The organism is Achromobacter xylosoxidans, from assembly GCF_001457475.1.
GTDB lineage: Bacteria > Pseudomonadota > Gammaproteobacteria > Burkholderiales > Burkholderiaceae_B > Achromobacter > Achromobacter xylosoxidans.
Genome location: NZ_LN831029.1, coordinates 5539904 through 5555214 on the forward strand (window position 1 = coordinate 5539904; position 15311 = coordinate 5555214).

Genomic DNA, 15311 nt, shown 5'->3' on the forward strand with positions numbered 1-15311 from the left:
AACCGGAAGCGCAGCCATGCTGAATGCGGTCATCGCGAAATTCCTGCGTCATCTCCTGCTTGCATGGCTGCTGGCCACGCCGGCGCTGGCCGCCCACGCGGCCGCATCCGGCGTGGACCCGGCGCTGCTGGCGCCGCTGGCCGGCGACGACACCGACGCCCGCCTGCAGGCCATTGCCGCCCTGGGCCAGCAGCCCGGCCCGGGCGCGGCCGCCGTGTTGCAGGCGCTGGGCAATGACCAGCTGTATGCGCTGCCGGACGGCCGCGTGCTGATCGGCGACGGCAAGGGCCAGGCCACCGATCCGGCCACCGGCACGGCCCTGGCGCTGCCGCCCGAGGCCTCCTCCATCGGCATCAACAACCGCTTGCGGCGCGCGATCGAGGCGGCGCTGGCCGGCTCGCGCCTGTTCTCCGACAACCCGCAGGAACGGCTGGCCGCGGCCCGACGCCTGCAACAGACCGGCGATCCGGCGCGCCTGCCGCTGCTGGAAAAGGCGCTGGCCGCCGAAAAAGACCCGGCCGTGCGCGCCGCGCTGGAGATCGCGCAGGCCAGCCTGGAACTCAAGAGCGCCGACCCCGCCGTGCGGCGCCACGCGGTCGAGCTGCTCGGCCGCACCGACAACGCCGCCTTCCGGCCGACGCTGGCGGCGCTGACGCAGCAACAGGACGGCGTCTACGCCGAACCCGACGCCGGCGTGCGCGAGGCGGCCGCCAACGCGCTCAAGCGCATCGACCGCCACCTGGCCACCATCGAGTGGGCCGGCAACCTGTTCTACGGCCTCAGCCTGGGCAGCGTGCTGCTGCTGGCGGCACTGGGGCTGGCCATCACCTTCGGCCTGATGGGCGTCATCAACATGGCGCACGGCGAGCTGCTGATGATCGGCGCCTACGTCACCTACCTGGTGCAGACGGCGTTCCGCGCCTGGCTGCCAGGCTGGCTCGACTGGTACGTGGCGGCGGCGCTGCCGCTGGCCTTCGTGGTCACCGCGCTGGTCGGCATGGCGCTGGAACGCACCGTGATCCGCTGGCTCTACGGCCGGCCGCTGGAAACGCTGCTGGCCACGTGGGGCATCAGCCTGATGCTGATGCAGGGCGTGCGCACCCTTTTCGGGGCGCAGAACGTGGAAGTGGGCAACCCCAGCTGGATGTCCGGCGGCTTCACCGTGCTGGGCGGCCTGGTGCTGACCTACAACCGGCTGGTCATCATCGGCTTCGCGCTGTTCGTGGTGTTCCTGGTGTGGGCGCTGCTGAACCACACGCGGCTGGGCCTGTTCGTGCGCGCCATCACCCAGAACCGGCGTATGGCCGATTGCGTCGGCGTGCCCACCGGCCGCGTCGACATGCTGGCGTTCGGCCTGGGCTCGGGCATCGCCGGCCTGGCCGGCGTGGCGCTGTCGCAGTTGGGCAACGTCGGCCCGGACCTGGGCCGCGGCTACATCGTCGATTCCTTCATGGTGGTGGTGCTGGGCGGCGTCGGCCAGCTGGCCGGCACCGTCATCGCCGCGCTCGGCCTGGGCGGCGTCAACAAATTCCTGGAGCCTTACGCGGGAGCGGTCATGGCCAAGATCACCATCCTGGTGCTCATCGTGCTTTTCGTGCAGAAGCGGCCGCAAGGCCTGTTCGCCCCGCGCGGCCGGAGCGTCGAATGAAGCAGACCGCGCTGACCGATTTCAACCTGCTGGCGCGCCGGCCCCTGTTCAATGGCCGCGCCTGGGCCGCGCTGGGCGCGGGCGTGCTGCTGCTGGCGCTGGTGCCGCTGCTGAACCTGGCGTTTCCCGCCGGCCATCCGCTGCATGTCTCGGCCTACGCGGTGGCGCTGCTGGGCAAGTTCATGTGCTACGCCCTGGCGGCGCTGGCGCTGGACCTGGTGTGGGGCTACGCCGGCATCCTGTCGCTGGGCCACGGCCTGTTCTTCGCGCTGGGCGGCTACGCCCACGGCATGTACCTGATGCGCGCCATCGGCCAGGACGGGGTCTACCAGAGCCGGCTGCCGGACTTCATGGTGTTCCTGGACTGGAAGGATTACCCCTGGTACTGGGCCTTCACCGACCACTTCGCCTACGCCATGCTGCTGGTGGTGCTGGTGCCGGGCGTGCTGGCGTTCGTGTTCGGCTACTTCGCCTTCCGGTCGCGCATCAAGGGCGTGTACTTCTCCATCATCACGCAGGCGCTGACCTTCGCCGCCATGCTGTTGTTCTTCCGCAACGACACCGGCTTTGGCGGTAACAACGGCTTCACTGACTTCAAGCGCATCCTGGGCTTCGACATCACCGCGCCCGGCACCCGCGCCGCGCTGTACTGGATCACGCTGGCGGCGCTGGCCGGCGCGCTGGTGCTGGCGCGCGCCGTCACGCAGTCCAAGCTGGGCCGGGTGCTGACGGCGGTGCGCGACGCCGAGAGCCGGCTGCGCTTCATCGGCTACGACCCGCTCGGCTTCAAGCTGTTCGTGTGGACGCTGTCGGCGGTACTGTGCGGCATCGCCGGGGCGCTATACGTGCCGCAGGTCGGCATCATCAACCCCAGCGAAATGTCCACCGAGAACTCCATCGAGATGGTGATCTGGGTCGCCACCGGCGGGCGCGGCACGCTGATCGGCCCCATCATCGGCGCCGGCGCCGTGAACGGCCTGAAGACCTGGTTCACCAGCGTGCTGCCCGAATTCTGGCTGTACGCGCTGGGCCTGATCTTCGTGCTGGTTACCCTTTTCCTGCCCACCGGCATCGTCGGCCTGGCCCGGCGCCTGGCCGCCCGCTACCAGGAGCGACGCGCATGACCAGCACCCATACCGAAAGCGCCATGCTCGATGGCGGCCCCAGCGGCGACGCCGGCTACGGCCGCGTCAGCCCCAAGGGCCTGGACACCAGCCACGGCGCCATCCTGTACCTGGAGGGCATCACCGTCAGCTTCGACGGCTTCAAGGCCCTCAATGACCTGACGCTGGACATCGGCGTCGGCGAACTGCGCTGCATCATCGGCCCCAACGGCGCCGGCAAGACCACCATGATGGACGTCATCACCGGCAAGACGCGCCCCACCGCCGGCACCGCGTTCTTCGGCCAGAGCATCGACCTGACCACGCTGAGCGAGGCGCAGATCGCGCACGCCGGCATCGGCCGCAAGTTCCAGCGCCCCACCGTGTTCGAACAGCACACGGTGTTCGAGAACCTGGAATTGGCGATGAAGACCGACAAGCGCGTGCGGCCCACGCTGTTCGCGCGCCTGACCGGCGAGCAGGCCGACCGCATCGGCGAGACGCTCGACCTGATCCGGCTGCGGCCCGAGGCCTTCCGCCCCGCCGGCCTGCTGTCGCATGGCCAGAAGCAATGGCTGGAGATCGGCATGCTGCTGATGCAGGAGCCGCAATTGCTGCTGCTGGACGAGCCGGTGGCCGGCATGACCGACGCCGAGACCGAGCGCACCGGCGAACTGCTCAACGAGCTGCGCGGCCGCCATTCGCTGATGGTGGTCGAGCACGACATGGATTTCGTCAACCAGATCGCCGGCGACGGCAAGGTGACCGTGCTGCACGAAGGCTCGGTGCTGGCCGAGGGGCCGATGGCCAAGGTGCAGGCCGACCCGCGCGTGATCGAAGTCTACCTGGGGCGCTGACATGCTGAACGTGAACACCATCGACCAGTACTACGGCGGCAGCCATACCCTGCGCGGCGTGTCGCTGGCCGTGAACCAAGGCGAATGCCTGGCGCTGCTGGGCCGCAATGGCGTCGGCAAGACCACCCTGCTCAAGTGCGTGATGGGCGTGCTGCCGGTGGCGCGCGGCGCCATCGATTTCGACGGCGCCGACGTCACCCGCCTGGCGCCGCACCAGCGCGCCGCGCGCGGCATGGCCTACGTGCCGCAGGGCCGCGACATCTTCGCCCGGCTCACGGTCGAGGAAAACATCCTGATGGGCATGGCCACCAAGCCGGCGGCGCGCGCGCGCCGCATCAAGGAGGAAGTGTTCGAGCTGTTCCCGGTGCTCAAGAGCATGCTGGCGCGGCGCGGCGGCGACCTGTCCGGCGGCCAGCAGCAACAGCTGGCGATCGCCCGCGCGCTGGTGGCCGAGCCCAAGCTGATCATCCTGGACGAACCCACCGAGGGCATCCAGCCGTCCATCATCAAGGACATCGGCCGCGTCATCCACATGCTGCGCCAGCGCGGCGACATCGCCATCCTGCTGTGCGAACAGTACTTCGATTTCGCCCGCGAGCTGGCCGACCGCTTCGTGGTGCTGTCGCGCGGCGAGGTGGTGGCCAGCGGCGACCGCGCCGCCATCGACGGCGAGGACGTGCGGCGCCATCTTTCCGTCTGAAAAGGCTTGGATATAATGCGCCGTCATGCACCTCGCCCACTTCCTGAACCGCGGCTACGCCTGGATCGCGCTGATCGCGATCCTGTGGGCGTCGCTGGTTCCGTCGCTGGCGCATGGCAATCACCTGCCCAATGCCAGCCGCCAGGTCAGCGTGGACTACTGCGCCCCCGAGGGCCAATCGTCCCTGACCATCGAGGTGCAAAGCGATGACGGGGCCGGCGACCACGCCGCCCACCACGGCGACAGCAACCACTGCCCGTTCTGCCGCAACCCCCAGGCCGACCTCGGCCTCCCTCCCGCTCCCCTGACCGTGCTGCCGGCGCCCGCCAGCGGCGGCGTCACCTACCCGGCGCTGTTCTACCGCGCCTCGCACCCCCTCCACGCCTGGCGCGCGGCCCAGCCGCGCGCCCCGCCCGCGGCCTGATCGGCGCACGCGCCGCTTCCGCCCGAGCATTCGTCGCCGCCGACCGGCGGCGATTCCCGCAGAACCCTCGTCCGCATCCCGGTGCCGCCTGCTAGCGCGGCGCCATCGCGGGCGCGCAGGCCGGCCCCGCCGGCGTGGACCATGAAAAGAACCTACGCAGTATCCCTGCTGGCCGGCGCCTGCGCCGCCAATCCGGCGCTCGCGCTGACGACCGAGCCCGCCATCGAGACGCTGGCGCCCACCGTGGTCGAAGGCGACAACGCCGAGGACCGCCCCAACGGCCCGATCAACCTGGAACGCATCGACGGCACCGGCAGCCGCCTTGGCCTGCGGATCAAGGACACGCCGGCCTCCGTCACCGTCATCTCGCGCCAGCAGATCGAGGCGCGCGGCGCCCTCAACACCCAGGACATCGCCCGCGGCATCCCGGGCGTGAACAACGCCTCGCCCCCCGGCATGGCCGGCGCCGTCAGCTACCGCGGCTTCAGCGGCGGGCAGGTGTCGCAGTTGTTCAACGGCATCTCGGTGCAGTACGACTCGGCGGCGGCGCGGCCGATCGACAGCTGGATCTACGACCGGGTCGAGGCCATCGGCGGCCCCTCGACCTTCCTGTTCGGCGCCGGCGCCGTCGGCGGCGCCATCAACTACGTCACCAAGCTGCCCGAACGCGACACCTTCTACGAAGGCCAGTTGCGCCTGGGTTCGTTCGACACGCGCCAGGCATCGGCCGGCATCAACCAGCAACTGGCCGGGTCGCCCGGCGGCCGCGGCCATTACCTGCGCATCGACGCCAACACCACCGCCAGCAACGGCTGGGTCGACGGTGAACGGTCGAACGCCACCCAGGTGGCGGCGTCGCTGCTGTCCGACCTGGGCGACGACCTCACCCAGACCTGGGCCTTCGAGTACCAGCGCGAGCGCGTCGACCGCCCCTACTGGGGCACGCCGTTGACGGTCGGCGCGAACGGCAAGGTGAGCGGCGAGGGCCACATCCGCGGCGGCACGCGTTTCAAGAACTACAACGTCGACGACGGCCTGTACGAGCAGTCGGTGCTGTGGGCCCGTTCGCTGACGGAATGGCGCGCCGCGCCGGGCGTGACGTTCAAGAACACGCTCTACTACTACCGCGCCGAGCGCGATTTCCGCAACCTGGAAACCTACCGCTACAACGCCGGCAACAGCCGCGTGCTGCGCTCGGCCGCGCTGCTGCAGCGCCATGAGCAGAGCCTGGTCGGCAACCGCGTCGAGGGACTGGTCGAATCGACGCTGGCCGGCCTGCCCACCAGTTGGTCATTCGGCGCCGACCTGAGCGTGAACAGGCAGACCCGCTATCCGACCAGCCTGCCGGCCACGGTGGACGCGGTCGATCCGTATGATTTCCAGCCGGGCTATTTCTACGACATTCCCGGCATGACGCGCGGCCACAATCCGGATCGCGACAACCGCGTCCGCACCCTCGCGTTCACGCTGGAAAACCGCACCGAGGTGCTGCCCGGCGTGGCCATCGTGTCGGCCCTGCGCAAGGACTTCATCGACCTGGACCTGACCAACCGCCGCGCGGTCACGGCCGCCGCGCCGGCGTCGGCCTCGCGCAGCTATTCGCCCACCACCGGCCGGCTGGCGCTGAACTGGGCCATCACGCCGCAGGCGTCGCTGTACGCGCAATACGCCACGGCCGCCGATCCGCCGTCCGGCATCATGGCCACCGCGTCGTTCGCCGACGTGCTCAACAACGACAAGCTGACCACCGGCACGCAGAAGGAGGTCGGCGGCAAGTTCGAGTTCTGGGACGGCCGCGGCTCGGCCACCATCGCCGCCTACGAGATCAAGCGCAAGAACATCTCGGCCCCCGACGCCAACAATCCGGCGGTCAGCATCCCGGTGGGGCAGCAGTCGGCGCGCGGGCTGGAACTGGCCGGCGGCCTGCGGCTGACGCGCACCCTGTCGCTGCAGGCCAACGTGGCCTTCGTCGACCCGCAGTACGACGACTTCTCGGAAACCGTCGGCGGCGTACGCGTATCGCGCAATGGCAACGTGCCGACCAACACGCCGCGGCGCGTGGCCAACGCCTGGATCGACTACGCCTTCCTGCCGGACTGGAACGCCAGCGTCGCCGCGCGCTACGTCGGCCGCGCCTATGCCGATGCCGCCAACACCGTCTGGGCGCCGTCGTACACCGTGTTCGACGCGGCGCTGTCGCATCGCATCGACCGCCATTTCACCCTCACCGGCCGGGTCCGCAACCTGACCGACAAGGTGTACGCGGCCAACGTCACCGGCACGCCGATGTTCTACCTGGGCGCGCCGCGCTCGTTCGAACTGACGCTGCAGGCGCGATACTGAGAACGATCATGAGCGCAATCCCCTCCCCCCGCCGCCGGCCCGCGCCCGTGCCGTGGTCCACCCGCGCCAAGCGCTGGCTGTACCTCACGCACCGCTGGGCCGGCATCGTGCTGTGCCTGTTCTTCGCCATGTGGTTCATTTCGGGCGTGGTGATGATGTACGTGGGCTATCCCAAGCTCACCCCGCTCGAACGCATGACGCACGTCGCGCCGCTCGATCCGGCGCGCGTTGCCGCCACGCCGGCGCAGGCCTTGGCCGCCGCCGGCGCCAGCGACATGACGGGCCTGGGCCTGGCCGCGCTGCGCGGCGGCGCGCCGGTCTACCTGGTGCCGGCCGGCCGCGGCCGCGCGCCCAAGGTGGTGGATGCCGCCAGCGGCGCATTGCTGCCGCGCGCCGATGCCGCCGTCGCCGGCGCCAGCGCCGCGGCCTGGTTCGACGGCCGCTACGCCGCGCACTACCAGGGCGAGGTGGACGAGGACGTCTACACCCATTCCGGCGCGCTCGACCCGCACCGGCCCCTGCACCGCATCGACATGGACGATCCGGCGCGCACGCGGCTGTACGTCTCGTCCGCCACCGGCGAGGTGGTGCTGGACGCCACCCGCCGCGAACGGCTGTGGAACTACGCGGGCGCCTGGATCCACTGGCTGTATCCGTTTCGCGGCAACGCCTTCGATCCGTGGTGGCACGACATCGTCGTCTGGCTGTCGGTGGCCGGCGTGGCCCTGGCGCTGACCGGCACGGTGGTCGGCATCCTGCGCTGGCGCTTCTCGCGCCCGTACGCCAGCGGCAGCCGTTCGCCCTACCGCGAGAACATGATGCGCTGGCATCACCTGGCGGGCCTGCTGTTCGCCGGCATCACCATCACCTGGATCTTCAGCGGATTGATGTCGATGAATCCGTGGAAGCTGTTCAGCAGCGGCGCGCCGCCCTTGGCGCAACAGGCCTACGCCGGCGGCCCCTATGCCGCCGACGCGCCGCAGGCGCCGCCCGCCGCGCTGATCCGCGCCCTGCCGGCGGCGCCGCGCGAACTGCGCTGGCAACGCGTGGACGGCCAGGACCTGGTGCTGGCCCGCAGCGGCCCGGGCGCGCCGCGGCTGCTGGCGGCCGCCGACGCCCGCCCCGTCACGCTCGACCCCGCCGCCCTGCGCGCCGCCGCCGCCCGCCTGGTGCCCGGCGCGGCCCTGGCCGACGTGCAGGTGCTGGACCGCTACGATTTTTATTACTACGGCCGCGACGAACACGCCATGCTCGGCCACATCGAGAAGCCGTTGCCGGCGTGGCGCCTGGTGTTTGACGACCCGCAGGCCAGCTGGGTCTACCTGGATCCGCGCACCGGCCAGGTGCTGGGCCGGCAGGACCGCCGCAACCGCGCCAGCCGCTGGTTGTTCGCCTTCCTGCACAGCTGGGACTGGACCGGCCTGCTGGCGCGCCGGCCGCTGTGGGACATCCTGCTGGTGTTCCTCAGCCTGGGCGGCGCGGCGCTGAGCCTGACCGGCGTTGTGATCGGCTGGCGCCGGCTGGGCCGCAAGCTGCGCGCCTGACGCCGCCATGGCCGCGGGGATGGGGCTGGAATGCACTATGCTCCCTCCTTGTCCCCGCAATACCGCAAGGAAAGCCCATGTCCGACGTCACCATCTACCACAACCCCAAGTGCGGCACTTCGCGCAACACGCTGGCCATGATCCGCAACGCCGGCATCGAACCGCAGGTCGTCCTGTACCTGGAGACGCCGCCTTCGCGCGCACAGCTCAAGGCGCTGTTCAAGCGCGCCGGCATCACCGTGCGCGACGCGCTGCGCGAGAAGGGCACGCCCTACGCCGAACTCGGCCTGGATGACACCACGCTGAGCGACGAGGCCCTGCTGGACGCCATCGAGGCCCACCCCATCCTGCTGAACCGCCCCTTCGTCAGCACGCCACTGGGCGCGCGCCTGTGCCGCCCGTCCGAACTGGTGCTGGACATCCTGCCCGCGCCGCAGCAAGGCGCCTTCACCAAGGAAGACGGCGAAGCGGTGATCGACGCGCAGGGCAAGCGCATCGCCAAGTGAGCGCGCCGCCGCAGGCCCCATCCCCAGTTTCAGGGATAGCCAAGCCGGCAGCCGGCCAGCAAAATGGCATGCGGGCGAATTTGCCCGCGGCTTCCCTGCCCGCCGCCATGACCGACCTGCCCCCCGCCCCCGCGCTTGTCCTGCCCGCCCCGGTCCTGGTGGTGGAAGACGAACCGCTGGTCTGCCGCCGGCTGGAACGGCTGCTGGGGCAATTGGGCTACCCGGCCGATGCGCTGCTGTTCGCGGCCTCGCTGGCCGAGGCGCGGCGCCGCGCCGCCGACGAATCGGTCGCGCTGGCGCTGGTCGACCTGGGCCTGCCCGACGGCAATGGCATCGACCTGATCGCTGAACTGCGCGCCGCCGATCCGGCGCTGGCGATCCTGGTCATCTCGGCCTGGAGCACCGAAGACGCCATCCTGGCCGCGCTGCGCGCCGGCGCCACCGGCTACGTGCTCAAGGAACGCGACGACCTGGAAGTGCTGCTGTCGCTGCGCAGCGTGCTGCGCGGCGGCGCGCCCATCGATCCGTTCGTCGCCCGCCGCATCATCGAGGAAATGCGTCCCGCGCCCTCCCTGCCCGCCACGGCCGACGCGGGCGAAACGCTCAGCCCGCGCGAAGGCCAGATCCTGCGCCTGGTGGCCGAGGGCCTGGGCAACCGCGAGATCGCCGAGCAACTGCACCTGTCGCGCTACACCGTCGAATGCCACATCAAGCACATCTACCGCAAGCTCGCCGTCTCCTCGCGCACCCGCGCGATCCACACGGCGCGCTCGCGCGGCTTGCTCGACTGACGTGGCTGGCGCTGCTGGCCTGGCTGGCGCTGCTGGCCGCGCCGGCCCTGGCCCAGAGTTTTCCCGCGGACTGCGTGGCGCAGGTGACCGGGGTGCGCGCGGCCCTGGCCGGCCCCGGCGGCGAACGCCCCGCGGACGGCGCCGCCTGGCGGTCGGTCGCGCTGCCGGACAACTGGGAAAGCCGCTGGCCCGGCCATACCGGTTTCGTCTGGTACCGCATCGACTGGCGCCATGGCTGCGGCGGCAAGCCGGCCGGCCAGGCCGCGCTGGCGGTCGAATCCATCGTCATGGCCGGCGAGATCTACCTGAACGACGACCTGCTGTGGCGCGACGCCAGCCAGGTCGAACCCCTGTCGCGCAGCTGGAACATGCCGCGCTACTGGCGCCTGCCCGAATCGTCGCTGCGCGACGGCGCCAACACCGTCTGGATACGCGTGGCCGGCGTGGCCGGCCAGACCCCTGGCCTCGGCCCGGTCTACCTGGGCGAGCCGCAAGCGCTGGCGCGCGAACACGACTTGCGCTGGTGGCGCAACCGCACGCTGTTCCTGGTCAACCTGGTGATCTCGGCCACCCTGGGCGCGCTGTTCTTCCTCCTGTGGGTCATGCAGCCGCGGCAGTCGAGCCACGGCTGGTACGCCCTGACCGCGCTGTTCTGGGTGCTGTTCTGCGCCAACGTGCTGGCGCTCAGCCCCTGGCCGTTCGGCACCACGCTGATGGCGGCGCGCGCCAATACGGTCGCGCTGACCCTGCACATCGCCTGCTTTTGCCTGTTCACCTGGCGCTTCGGCGGGCAGTCCTGGCCGCGCCTGGAGAAAGCGCTATGGGTCGCGGTCGCCGCGATGCTGGCCGCCGCCATCGGCGTGCCCGATACGGCCGTGGCGGCCATGCAGCGCACCATCGTGCTGACGGTGGCGGCGCTGTTCTTTCTGAACTGCCTGCAATGCACCATCCACGCCGTGCGCAGCCGCGATCGCGAGCAGATGCTGCTTGCCGCCTGCCTGGTGATCTTCCTGGGCGCCGCCCTGCACGACCTGCTGCTGATCCTCAAGCTCATCGACGGCGGCCGTTCCTACATTCCCTACACCAGCATGGCGGTGCTGGTCGGCATGTCGGCCGTGCTGGGCCTGCGCCACGCGCGCGGCGTGCGGCGCATCGAGCGCTTCAACCAGGAACTGGAAATCTCGGTCGAACGCGCGCGCGCCGAACTGGCCACCACGCTGGCGCGCGAACATGAACTGGCGCTGGCCAACAGCCGGCTGCAGGACCGCCTGGAAATCGCCCGCGACCTGCACGACGGCCTGGGCGGCTCGCTGGTGCGCATGACGGCGGCGGTCGAACAGGCCGGCGAGCCGCTGCGGAACCGGCAGGTGCTGTCCATGCTGAACCTGCTGCGCAATGACCTGCGGCAGACCATCGACAACGGCGCCAGCGCCGACATGACGCCGCCCGCCACGCCGCGCGCCTGGATCGCGCCGCTGCGCCACCGCTACACCCAGCTGTTCGACGAACTGGACCTGGCGGTGCGCTGGGAGGTTCCGCAAGCCTGGAACGGCGCGCCCTCCGCGCTGCAGTGCCTGGCGCTGACGCGGCTGATCGAAGAGGCGCTGACCAATGTGGTCAAGCACAGCCGCGCCCGGCGCGTCGGCGTGGCGCTGCGCCAGCCCGCGCCCGGCGAACTGCTGCTGGAGATCGAGGACGACGGTGTCGGCTTCGACGTGGACGCCGTGCGCGCCGCCAATCTGAGCGTCGGCGTGCGCAGCATGGCCACCCGCATCGCCCGGGTCGGCGGCACGCTGGACATCGCCTCGGCGCCTGGCCGCACGCGGCTGCTCGCCCGCCTGGCGCTGCCGCCAGCGACCGCGATTACCTGATTTCAGGGATACCCAAGGCCGCCCGGGGCCGATCTAATGCGGGGTTGCCCGGCGTGCCACGGAGCGCGCCGTGCCAGTGAAGTTGGCGCGACCGCTGCTGCGGCTGGCACGGTCCGGACTGGATGCGCCGGACTGCATGCTCTTTCTGTGCAAGCCGGTGAATGCCAAGGAAAACGACATTCGCATCCAGAAGTAAATCCGCGGATCCAGGCGCATTTTGCAAGGGAATTGACGGCAAACCCGACTACCATCGCGCCAGTCGAGAATATTTCATCAAAATGACGCGTCATGGATTTCCTGGAACCTATCAATCAGTCCCTGTTTCTCTTGATCAACGCCGACCCGGCCAGCCCGGCCTGGCACATCCAGGCGGCCCTGTTCGTCGCCAACCGGCTGATCCTGCTGGTGCCGGCCGCGCTCGCGGGGCTGTGGCTGTGGGGCGGCCAGGCCCAGCGTGACGTCGCGCTCAAGGCGCTGGCCGGCATCGGCGCCGCGCTCTGCATCAGCTACCTGTGCGGCGCGCTGTGGCCGCATGCGCGGCCGTTCGTGCTGGGGCTGGGCCACGCGTTCTTCGCGCACAAGGCCACCGCGTCCTTTCCCAGCAACCACACCATCATCATCGCCACGCTGGCGTTCACGCTGATCTTCGACCGGCGCTGGGCCGGCTGGGGTTATGCTTTACTGTTGCTGGCGGCCGTGGTCGGCCTGTCGCGCGTCTACCTGGGCGTGCACTTTCCGCTGGACATCGCCGGCGGCCTGCTGCTGGCGCCCGTGGCCGCCGGGCTGGCCGTGCCGGTCTGGCGCCGCGTCGGCGAGCCGCTGACGGCCGTGCTGCAGGCCATCTACCGCAAGCTGCTGGCGCTGCCCATCGCGCGCGGCTGGATCCGCGCCTGACGGCCACACCGCGCGCCGCGCGCGTCGACGCGACGCGGGCATTCCTTGCCGGTGCGGCCGCCTCAGGCGGCCCGCGCCACCGGCGCGCCCCGGGTGGCGCGCCAGTGGCCTTCGTGTTCCAGCAGCCAGCGCTTGCGATGCAGCCCGCCGCCGTAGCCGGTCAGCGACGCATTGGCGCCGATCACCCGGTGGCAGGGCACCACGATGCCGATGGGGTTGGCGCCGTTGGCCATGCCCACCGCGCGCACCGCCGAAGCCCGGCCGATGCGCGTGGCCAGGGCGCCATAGCTGACGGTCTCGCCCGCCGCGATCTCGCGCAACGCCCGCCACACACTGCGCTGGAAATCGGTGCCGCCGGACGCCACCTTCAACCGGTCGATCGCATCCACCTCGCCCTCGAAATAGGCCTGCAGCTGGCGGCTCGCGACCGAGGCGCGCGCGGCATCGCGCAACTGCACCGCGCCCTTGCCATACTGGCGCCGCAGCAAGGCATGCATGCGGGGTTCGTAGTCGTGCCAGTCGACCGCGCGCAGGCATTCCTGCGCGTCGGTCAGGACCAGCATCTGCCCGAGGGGCGTGGCGACGCGTTCGAATTGGAAAATCTGGACAGGCATGGCGGGCTCCGGCTTCGGTATTGACGCGTCCAATATAGGCCGGACGCGGCGCCGGCGCTGGCGGATTCCGGACATCACAGCAAGCCGGACAACAGTGTCCGAAAACCGCTAGATCCAGGCCGCTTCCAGCGCTAGCATGGATCGCATGAACCTCGACCACGACGCCTGCTACAGCGCCATCCGCGTGCGCGACGCCCGTTACGACGGCCGCTTCTTCACCGCCGTCAAGACCACGCGCATCTATTGCCGCCCGGTCTGCCCGGCGCGCACGCCGCTGTCGCGCAATGTTGTCTTCTACCCGACGGCGGCCGCCGCCCAGGAAGCGGGTTTCCATCCCTGCCTGCGCTGCCGGCCCGAAACCGCGCCCGCCGCCGGCCGCGGCCGCGACCTGCCCGACGGCGTCGCGCGCGCCCTCGGCCTGATCGAACTCGGCGCGCTCGACGACGCCGGCGTCGACGCCCTGGCCGCGCGCCTGGGCGTCGGCGAACGCCAGTTGCGGCGCCAGTTCCGCCAGCACCTGGGGGCTTCGCCCGTGGCCGTGGCGCAGACCCGGCGCGTGTTGCTGGCCAAGCAGCTGATCCACGAAACCCGCCTGCCCATGGCCGAGATCGCGTTTGCCGCCGGCTTCGGCAGCATCCGCCGCTTCAACGAGATCTTCCTGGCCCTGTTCGGCCGCGCCCCGGGCGAACTGCGGCGCTCCGGCAAGCCCGATGTCCCGGCCGGCCCGCAGGGCGAAATCAAGCTGCTGCTGCGCTACCGCCCGCCCTACGACTGGCCCGCCATGCTGGACTTCCTGCGCGTGCGCGCCATCCCCGGCATCGAACGGGTCACGGACGACAGCTACACGCGCACCATCGGCCTGGACGGCGGCCAGGGCACCGTGCGGGTCGAACCCGGCCCGGGCAACGCGCTGCGAGCCACCGTCCGCTTCCCCCAGCTGCATGCCCTGCCCACCATCATCGCGCGCCTGCGCCGCGTCTTCGACCTGGCCAGCGACCCCGCCGCGCTCGCCGCGCAACTGGCCCACGACCCCGTCATGGCCGCCCTCACCGCCGCCCGTCCCGGCCTGCGCGTGCCCGGCGCCTGGGATGGCTTCGAACTCGCCCTGCGCGCCGTCCTCGGCCAGCAGATCACCGTCGGCGCCGCCATCAAGCTCGCCGGCAAACTCGTCGCCGCTTACGGCCAGCCCCTGGACCAGCCCGACGGCGACCTGACCCACCTGTTCCCGACGCCGGCCGCCGTCGCCCCCGCCGACCTCGCCCCGCTCGGCATGCCCCGCACGCGCGCCGCCACCCTCTCCGCCGTCGCCGCCGCGGCCCTGGCCGACCCCCGCCTGTTCGACACCGCCGACTGCCTCGACAACGCCGTCACCCGCCTTCGCACCCTGCGCGGCGTCGGCGAATGGACCGCCCAATACATCGCCCTGCGCCAGCTACGCGAACCCGACGCCTTCCCCGCCTCCGACATCGGCCTGATCCGCGCCCTGGAAAAACTGGAAAACCGCCAATACACCCCCGCCCAGCTCCTGGCCCGCGCCGAAGCCTGGCGCCCCTGGCGCGCCTATGCGGCCCAGCACTTGTGGGCGGAATATTGAGGAAGTCGGATGGCGTTACGCAATGTGGGAAGAAGCCAGCCCGCAGCCCGTAGGGGTCCGCAGACAACGCCAAGAGATGAAATCGAAAGGAAAGGGAAACACCGAACCGCGAAGCAATGACGCGAAGCGCATCAAATGCAGACTCAGCAAGGCGACTGGAGCAGCCGCGCCATCGCCAGCGCGACGCACCCAACGACGGCGTTTCACGGCCCCCGGAAACAAGGCCAAGCCCCCAACCTCAAGAAAATCCGTTCAGCACGATCCTGCTACGCAAGCGCGCAGCGCACACCGCCTCGACGCAACACCCCACGTATGCAAAGACCGGCCGCGCAGGGCGGCCGGTCTTTGCGGGCGACGCAAGCCCCTGCGCACCCCCACTGACCTGACAGCGCCGCAAACCCAGACGCCGGTAGCCCGTTGCG

14 protein-coding genes are annotated in these 15311 nt (G+C 70.6%); 13 read left to right on the forward strand and 1 reads right to left on the reverse strand.

What is annotated here, in order from left to right; translation table 11 throughout:
* The first annotated feature begins 16 nt into the window (after window positions 1–16).
* The 12 genes from urtB (at window position 17) to AT699_RS25050 (ending at window position 12681) form a co-directional block, all read left to right on the forward strand.
* Complete coding sequence (urtB, locus tag AT699_RS25000) at window positions 17–1648, forward strand: urea ABC transporter permease subunit UrtB (protein WP_024070214.1); 1632 nt, start codon at window positions 17–19, stop codon at window positions 1646–1648.
* The gene (gene urtC / locus AT699_RS25005; RefSeq protein WP_006386131.1) at window positions 1645–2772 is read left to right on the forward strand and encodes an urea ABC transporter permease subunit UrtC; all 1128 of its coding nucleotides are present in this window, start codon (window positions 1645–1647) and stop codon (window positions 2770–2772) included. Before urtB ends, urtC begins: the two co-directional genes overlap by 4 nt.
* The gene (gene urtD, locus AT699_RS25010) at window positions 2769–3608 is read left to right on the forward strand and encodes an urea ABC transporter ATP-binding protein UrtD (RefSeq protein ID WP_006386130.1); all 840 of its coding nucleotides are present in this window, start codon (window positions 2769–2771) and stop codon (window positions 3606–3608) included. The genes urtC and urtD overlap by 4 nt, the downstream gene beginning before the upstream one ends.
* A 1-nt stretch (window position 3609) precedes the next feature.
* The gene (gene urtE / locus AT699_RS25015) at window positions 3610–4308 is read left to right on the forward strand and encodes an urea ABC transporter ATP-binding subunit UrtE (protein ID WP_006386129.1); all 699 of its coding nucleotides are present in this window, start codon (window positions 3610–3612) and stop codon (window positions 4306–4308) included.
* Between the two features lie 25 nt (window positions 4309–4333).
* A complete protein-coding gene (locus tag AT699_RS25020) occupies window positions 4334–4732 on the forward strand; it encodes a DUF2946 domain-containing protein (protein WP_024070215.1) in 399 nt (132 codons plus the stop codon).
* Between the two features lie 141 nt (window positions 4733–4873).
* Complete coding sequence (locus AT699_RS25025) at window positions 4874–7075, forward strand: TonB-dependent receptor (RefSeq protein WP_024070216.1); 2202 nt, start codon at window positions 4874–4876, stop codon at window positions 7073–7075.
* Between the two features lie 8 nt (window positions 7076–7083).
* Window positions 7084–8619, forward strand: coding sequence for a PepSY domain-containing protein (locus AT699_RS25030; RefSeq protein WP_058207476.1), 1536 nt, complete (start codon window positions 7084–7086; stop codon window positions 8617–8619).
* Window positions 8620–8696: 77 nt separating this feature from the next.
* Window positions 8697–9125: an arsenate reductase (glutaredoxin) gene (gene arsC, locus AT699_RS25035; RefSeq protein WP_006386125.1), complete on the forward strand. Its 429-nt coding sequence runs from the start codon at window positions 8697–8699 to the stop codon at window positions 9123–9125.
* A 107-nt stretch (window positions 9126–9232) separates the two neighbouring features.
* Entirely contained in the window at window positions 9233–9916 is a 684-nt protein-coding gene (locus AT699_RS25040; RefSeq protein WP_026382335.1) for a response regulator transcription factor, read from the forward strand.
* Complete coding sequence (locus AT699_RS25045; RefSeq protein ID WP_165601163.1) at window positions 9826–11787, forward strand: sensor histidine kinase; 1962 nt, start codon at window positions 9826–9828, stop codon at window positions 11785–11787. Before AT699_RS25040 ends, AT699_RS25045 begins: the two co-directional genes overlap by 91 nt.
* A 70-nt stretch (window positions 11788–11857) precedes the next feature.
* Window positions 11858–11983: a hypothetical protein gene (locus tag AT699_RS32410; protein WP_255288692.1), complete on the forward strand. Its 126-nt coding sequence runs from the start codon at window positions 11858–11860 to the stop codon at window positions 11981–11983.
* 92 nt (window positions 11984–12075) lie between these two features.
* Window positions 12076–12681, forward strand: a complete 606-nt coding sequence (locus tag AT699_RS25050) for a phosphatase PAP2 family protein (protein WP_024070221.1) — start codon at window positions 12076–12078, stop codon at window positions 12679–12681.
* 62 nt (window positions 12682–12743) lie between these two features.
* Here the strand turns inward: AT699_RS25050 and ogt are convergent, their stop codons facing one another.
* Window positions 12744–13295, reverse strand: coding sequence for a methylated-DNA--[protein]-cysteine S-methyltransferase (ogt, locus tag AT699_RS25055; RefSeq protein ID WP_024070222.1), 552 nt, complete (start codon window positions 13293–13295; stop codon window positions 12744–12746).
* Between the two features lie 145 nt (window positions 13296–13440).
* On the opposite strand from ogt, the gene AT699_RS25060 reads away from it, so the two are divergent.
* Entirely contained in the window at window positions 13441–14889 is a 1449-nt protein-coding gene (locus AT699_RS25060; RefSeq protein ID WP_024070223.1) for an AlkA N-terminal domain-containing protein, read from the forward strand.
* Window positions 14890–15311: the final 422 nt, after the last annotated feature.

Coding starts and splice junctions, on each gene's coding strand:
- urtB (WP_024070214.1), top strand. CDS start 17: ATGCTGAATGCGGTCATCGCGAAATTCCTGCGTCATCTCCTGCTTGCA.
- urtC (WP_006386131.1), top strand. CDS start 1,645: ATGAAGCAGACCGCGCTGACCGATTTCAACCTGCTGGCGCGCCGGCCC.
- urtD (WP_006386130.1), top strand. CDS start 2,769: ATGACCAGCACCCATACCGAAAGCGCCATGCTCGATGGCGGCCCCAGC.
- urtE (WP_006386129.1), top strand. CDS start 3,610: ATGCTGAACGTGAACACCATCGACCAGTACTACGGCGGCAGCCATACC.
- AT699_RS25020 (WP_024070215.1), top strand. CDS start 4,334: ATGCACCTCGCCCACTTCCTGAACCGCGGCTACGCCTGGATCGCGCTG.
- AT699_RS25025 (WP_024070216.1), top strand. CDS start 4,874: ATGAAAAGAACCTACGCAGTATCCCTGCTGGCCGGCGCCTGCGCCGCC.
- AT699_RS25030 (WP_058207476.1), top strand. CDS start 7,084: ATGAGCGCAATCCCCTCCCCCCGCCGCCGGCCCGCGCCCGTGCCGTGG.
- arsC (WP_006386125.1), top strand. CDS start 8,697: ATGTCCGACGTCACCATCTACCACAACCCCAAGTGCGGCACTTCGCGC.
- AT699_RS25040 (WP_026382335.1), top strand. CDS start 9,233: ATGACCGACCTGCCCCCCGCCCCCGCGCTTGTCCTGCCCGCCCCGGTC.
- AT699_RS25045 (WP_165601163.1), top strand. CDS start 9,826: ATGCCACATCAAGCACATCTACCGCAAGCTCGCCGTCTCCTCGCGCAC.
- AT699_RS25050 (WP_024070221.1), top strand. CDS start 12,076: ATGGATTTCCTGGAACCTATCAATCAGTCCCTGTTTCTCTTGATCAAC.
- ogt (WP_024070222.1), bottom strand. CDS start 13,295: ATGCCTGTCCAGATTTTCCAATTCGAACGCGTCGCCACGCCCCTCGGG.
- AT699_RS25060 (WP_024070223.1), top strand. CDS start 13,441: ATGAACCTCGACCACGACGCCTGCTACAGCGCCATCCGCGTGCGCGAC.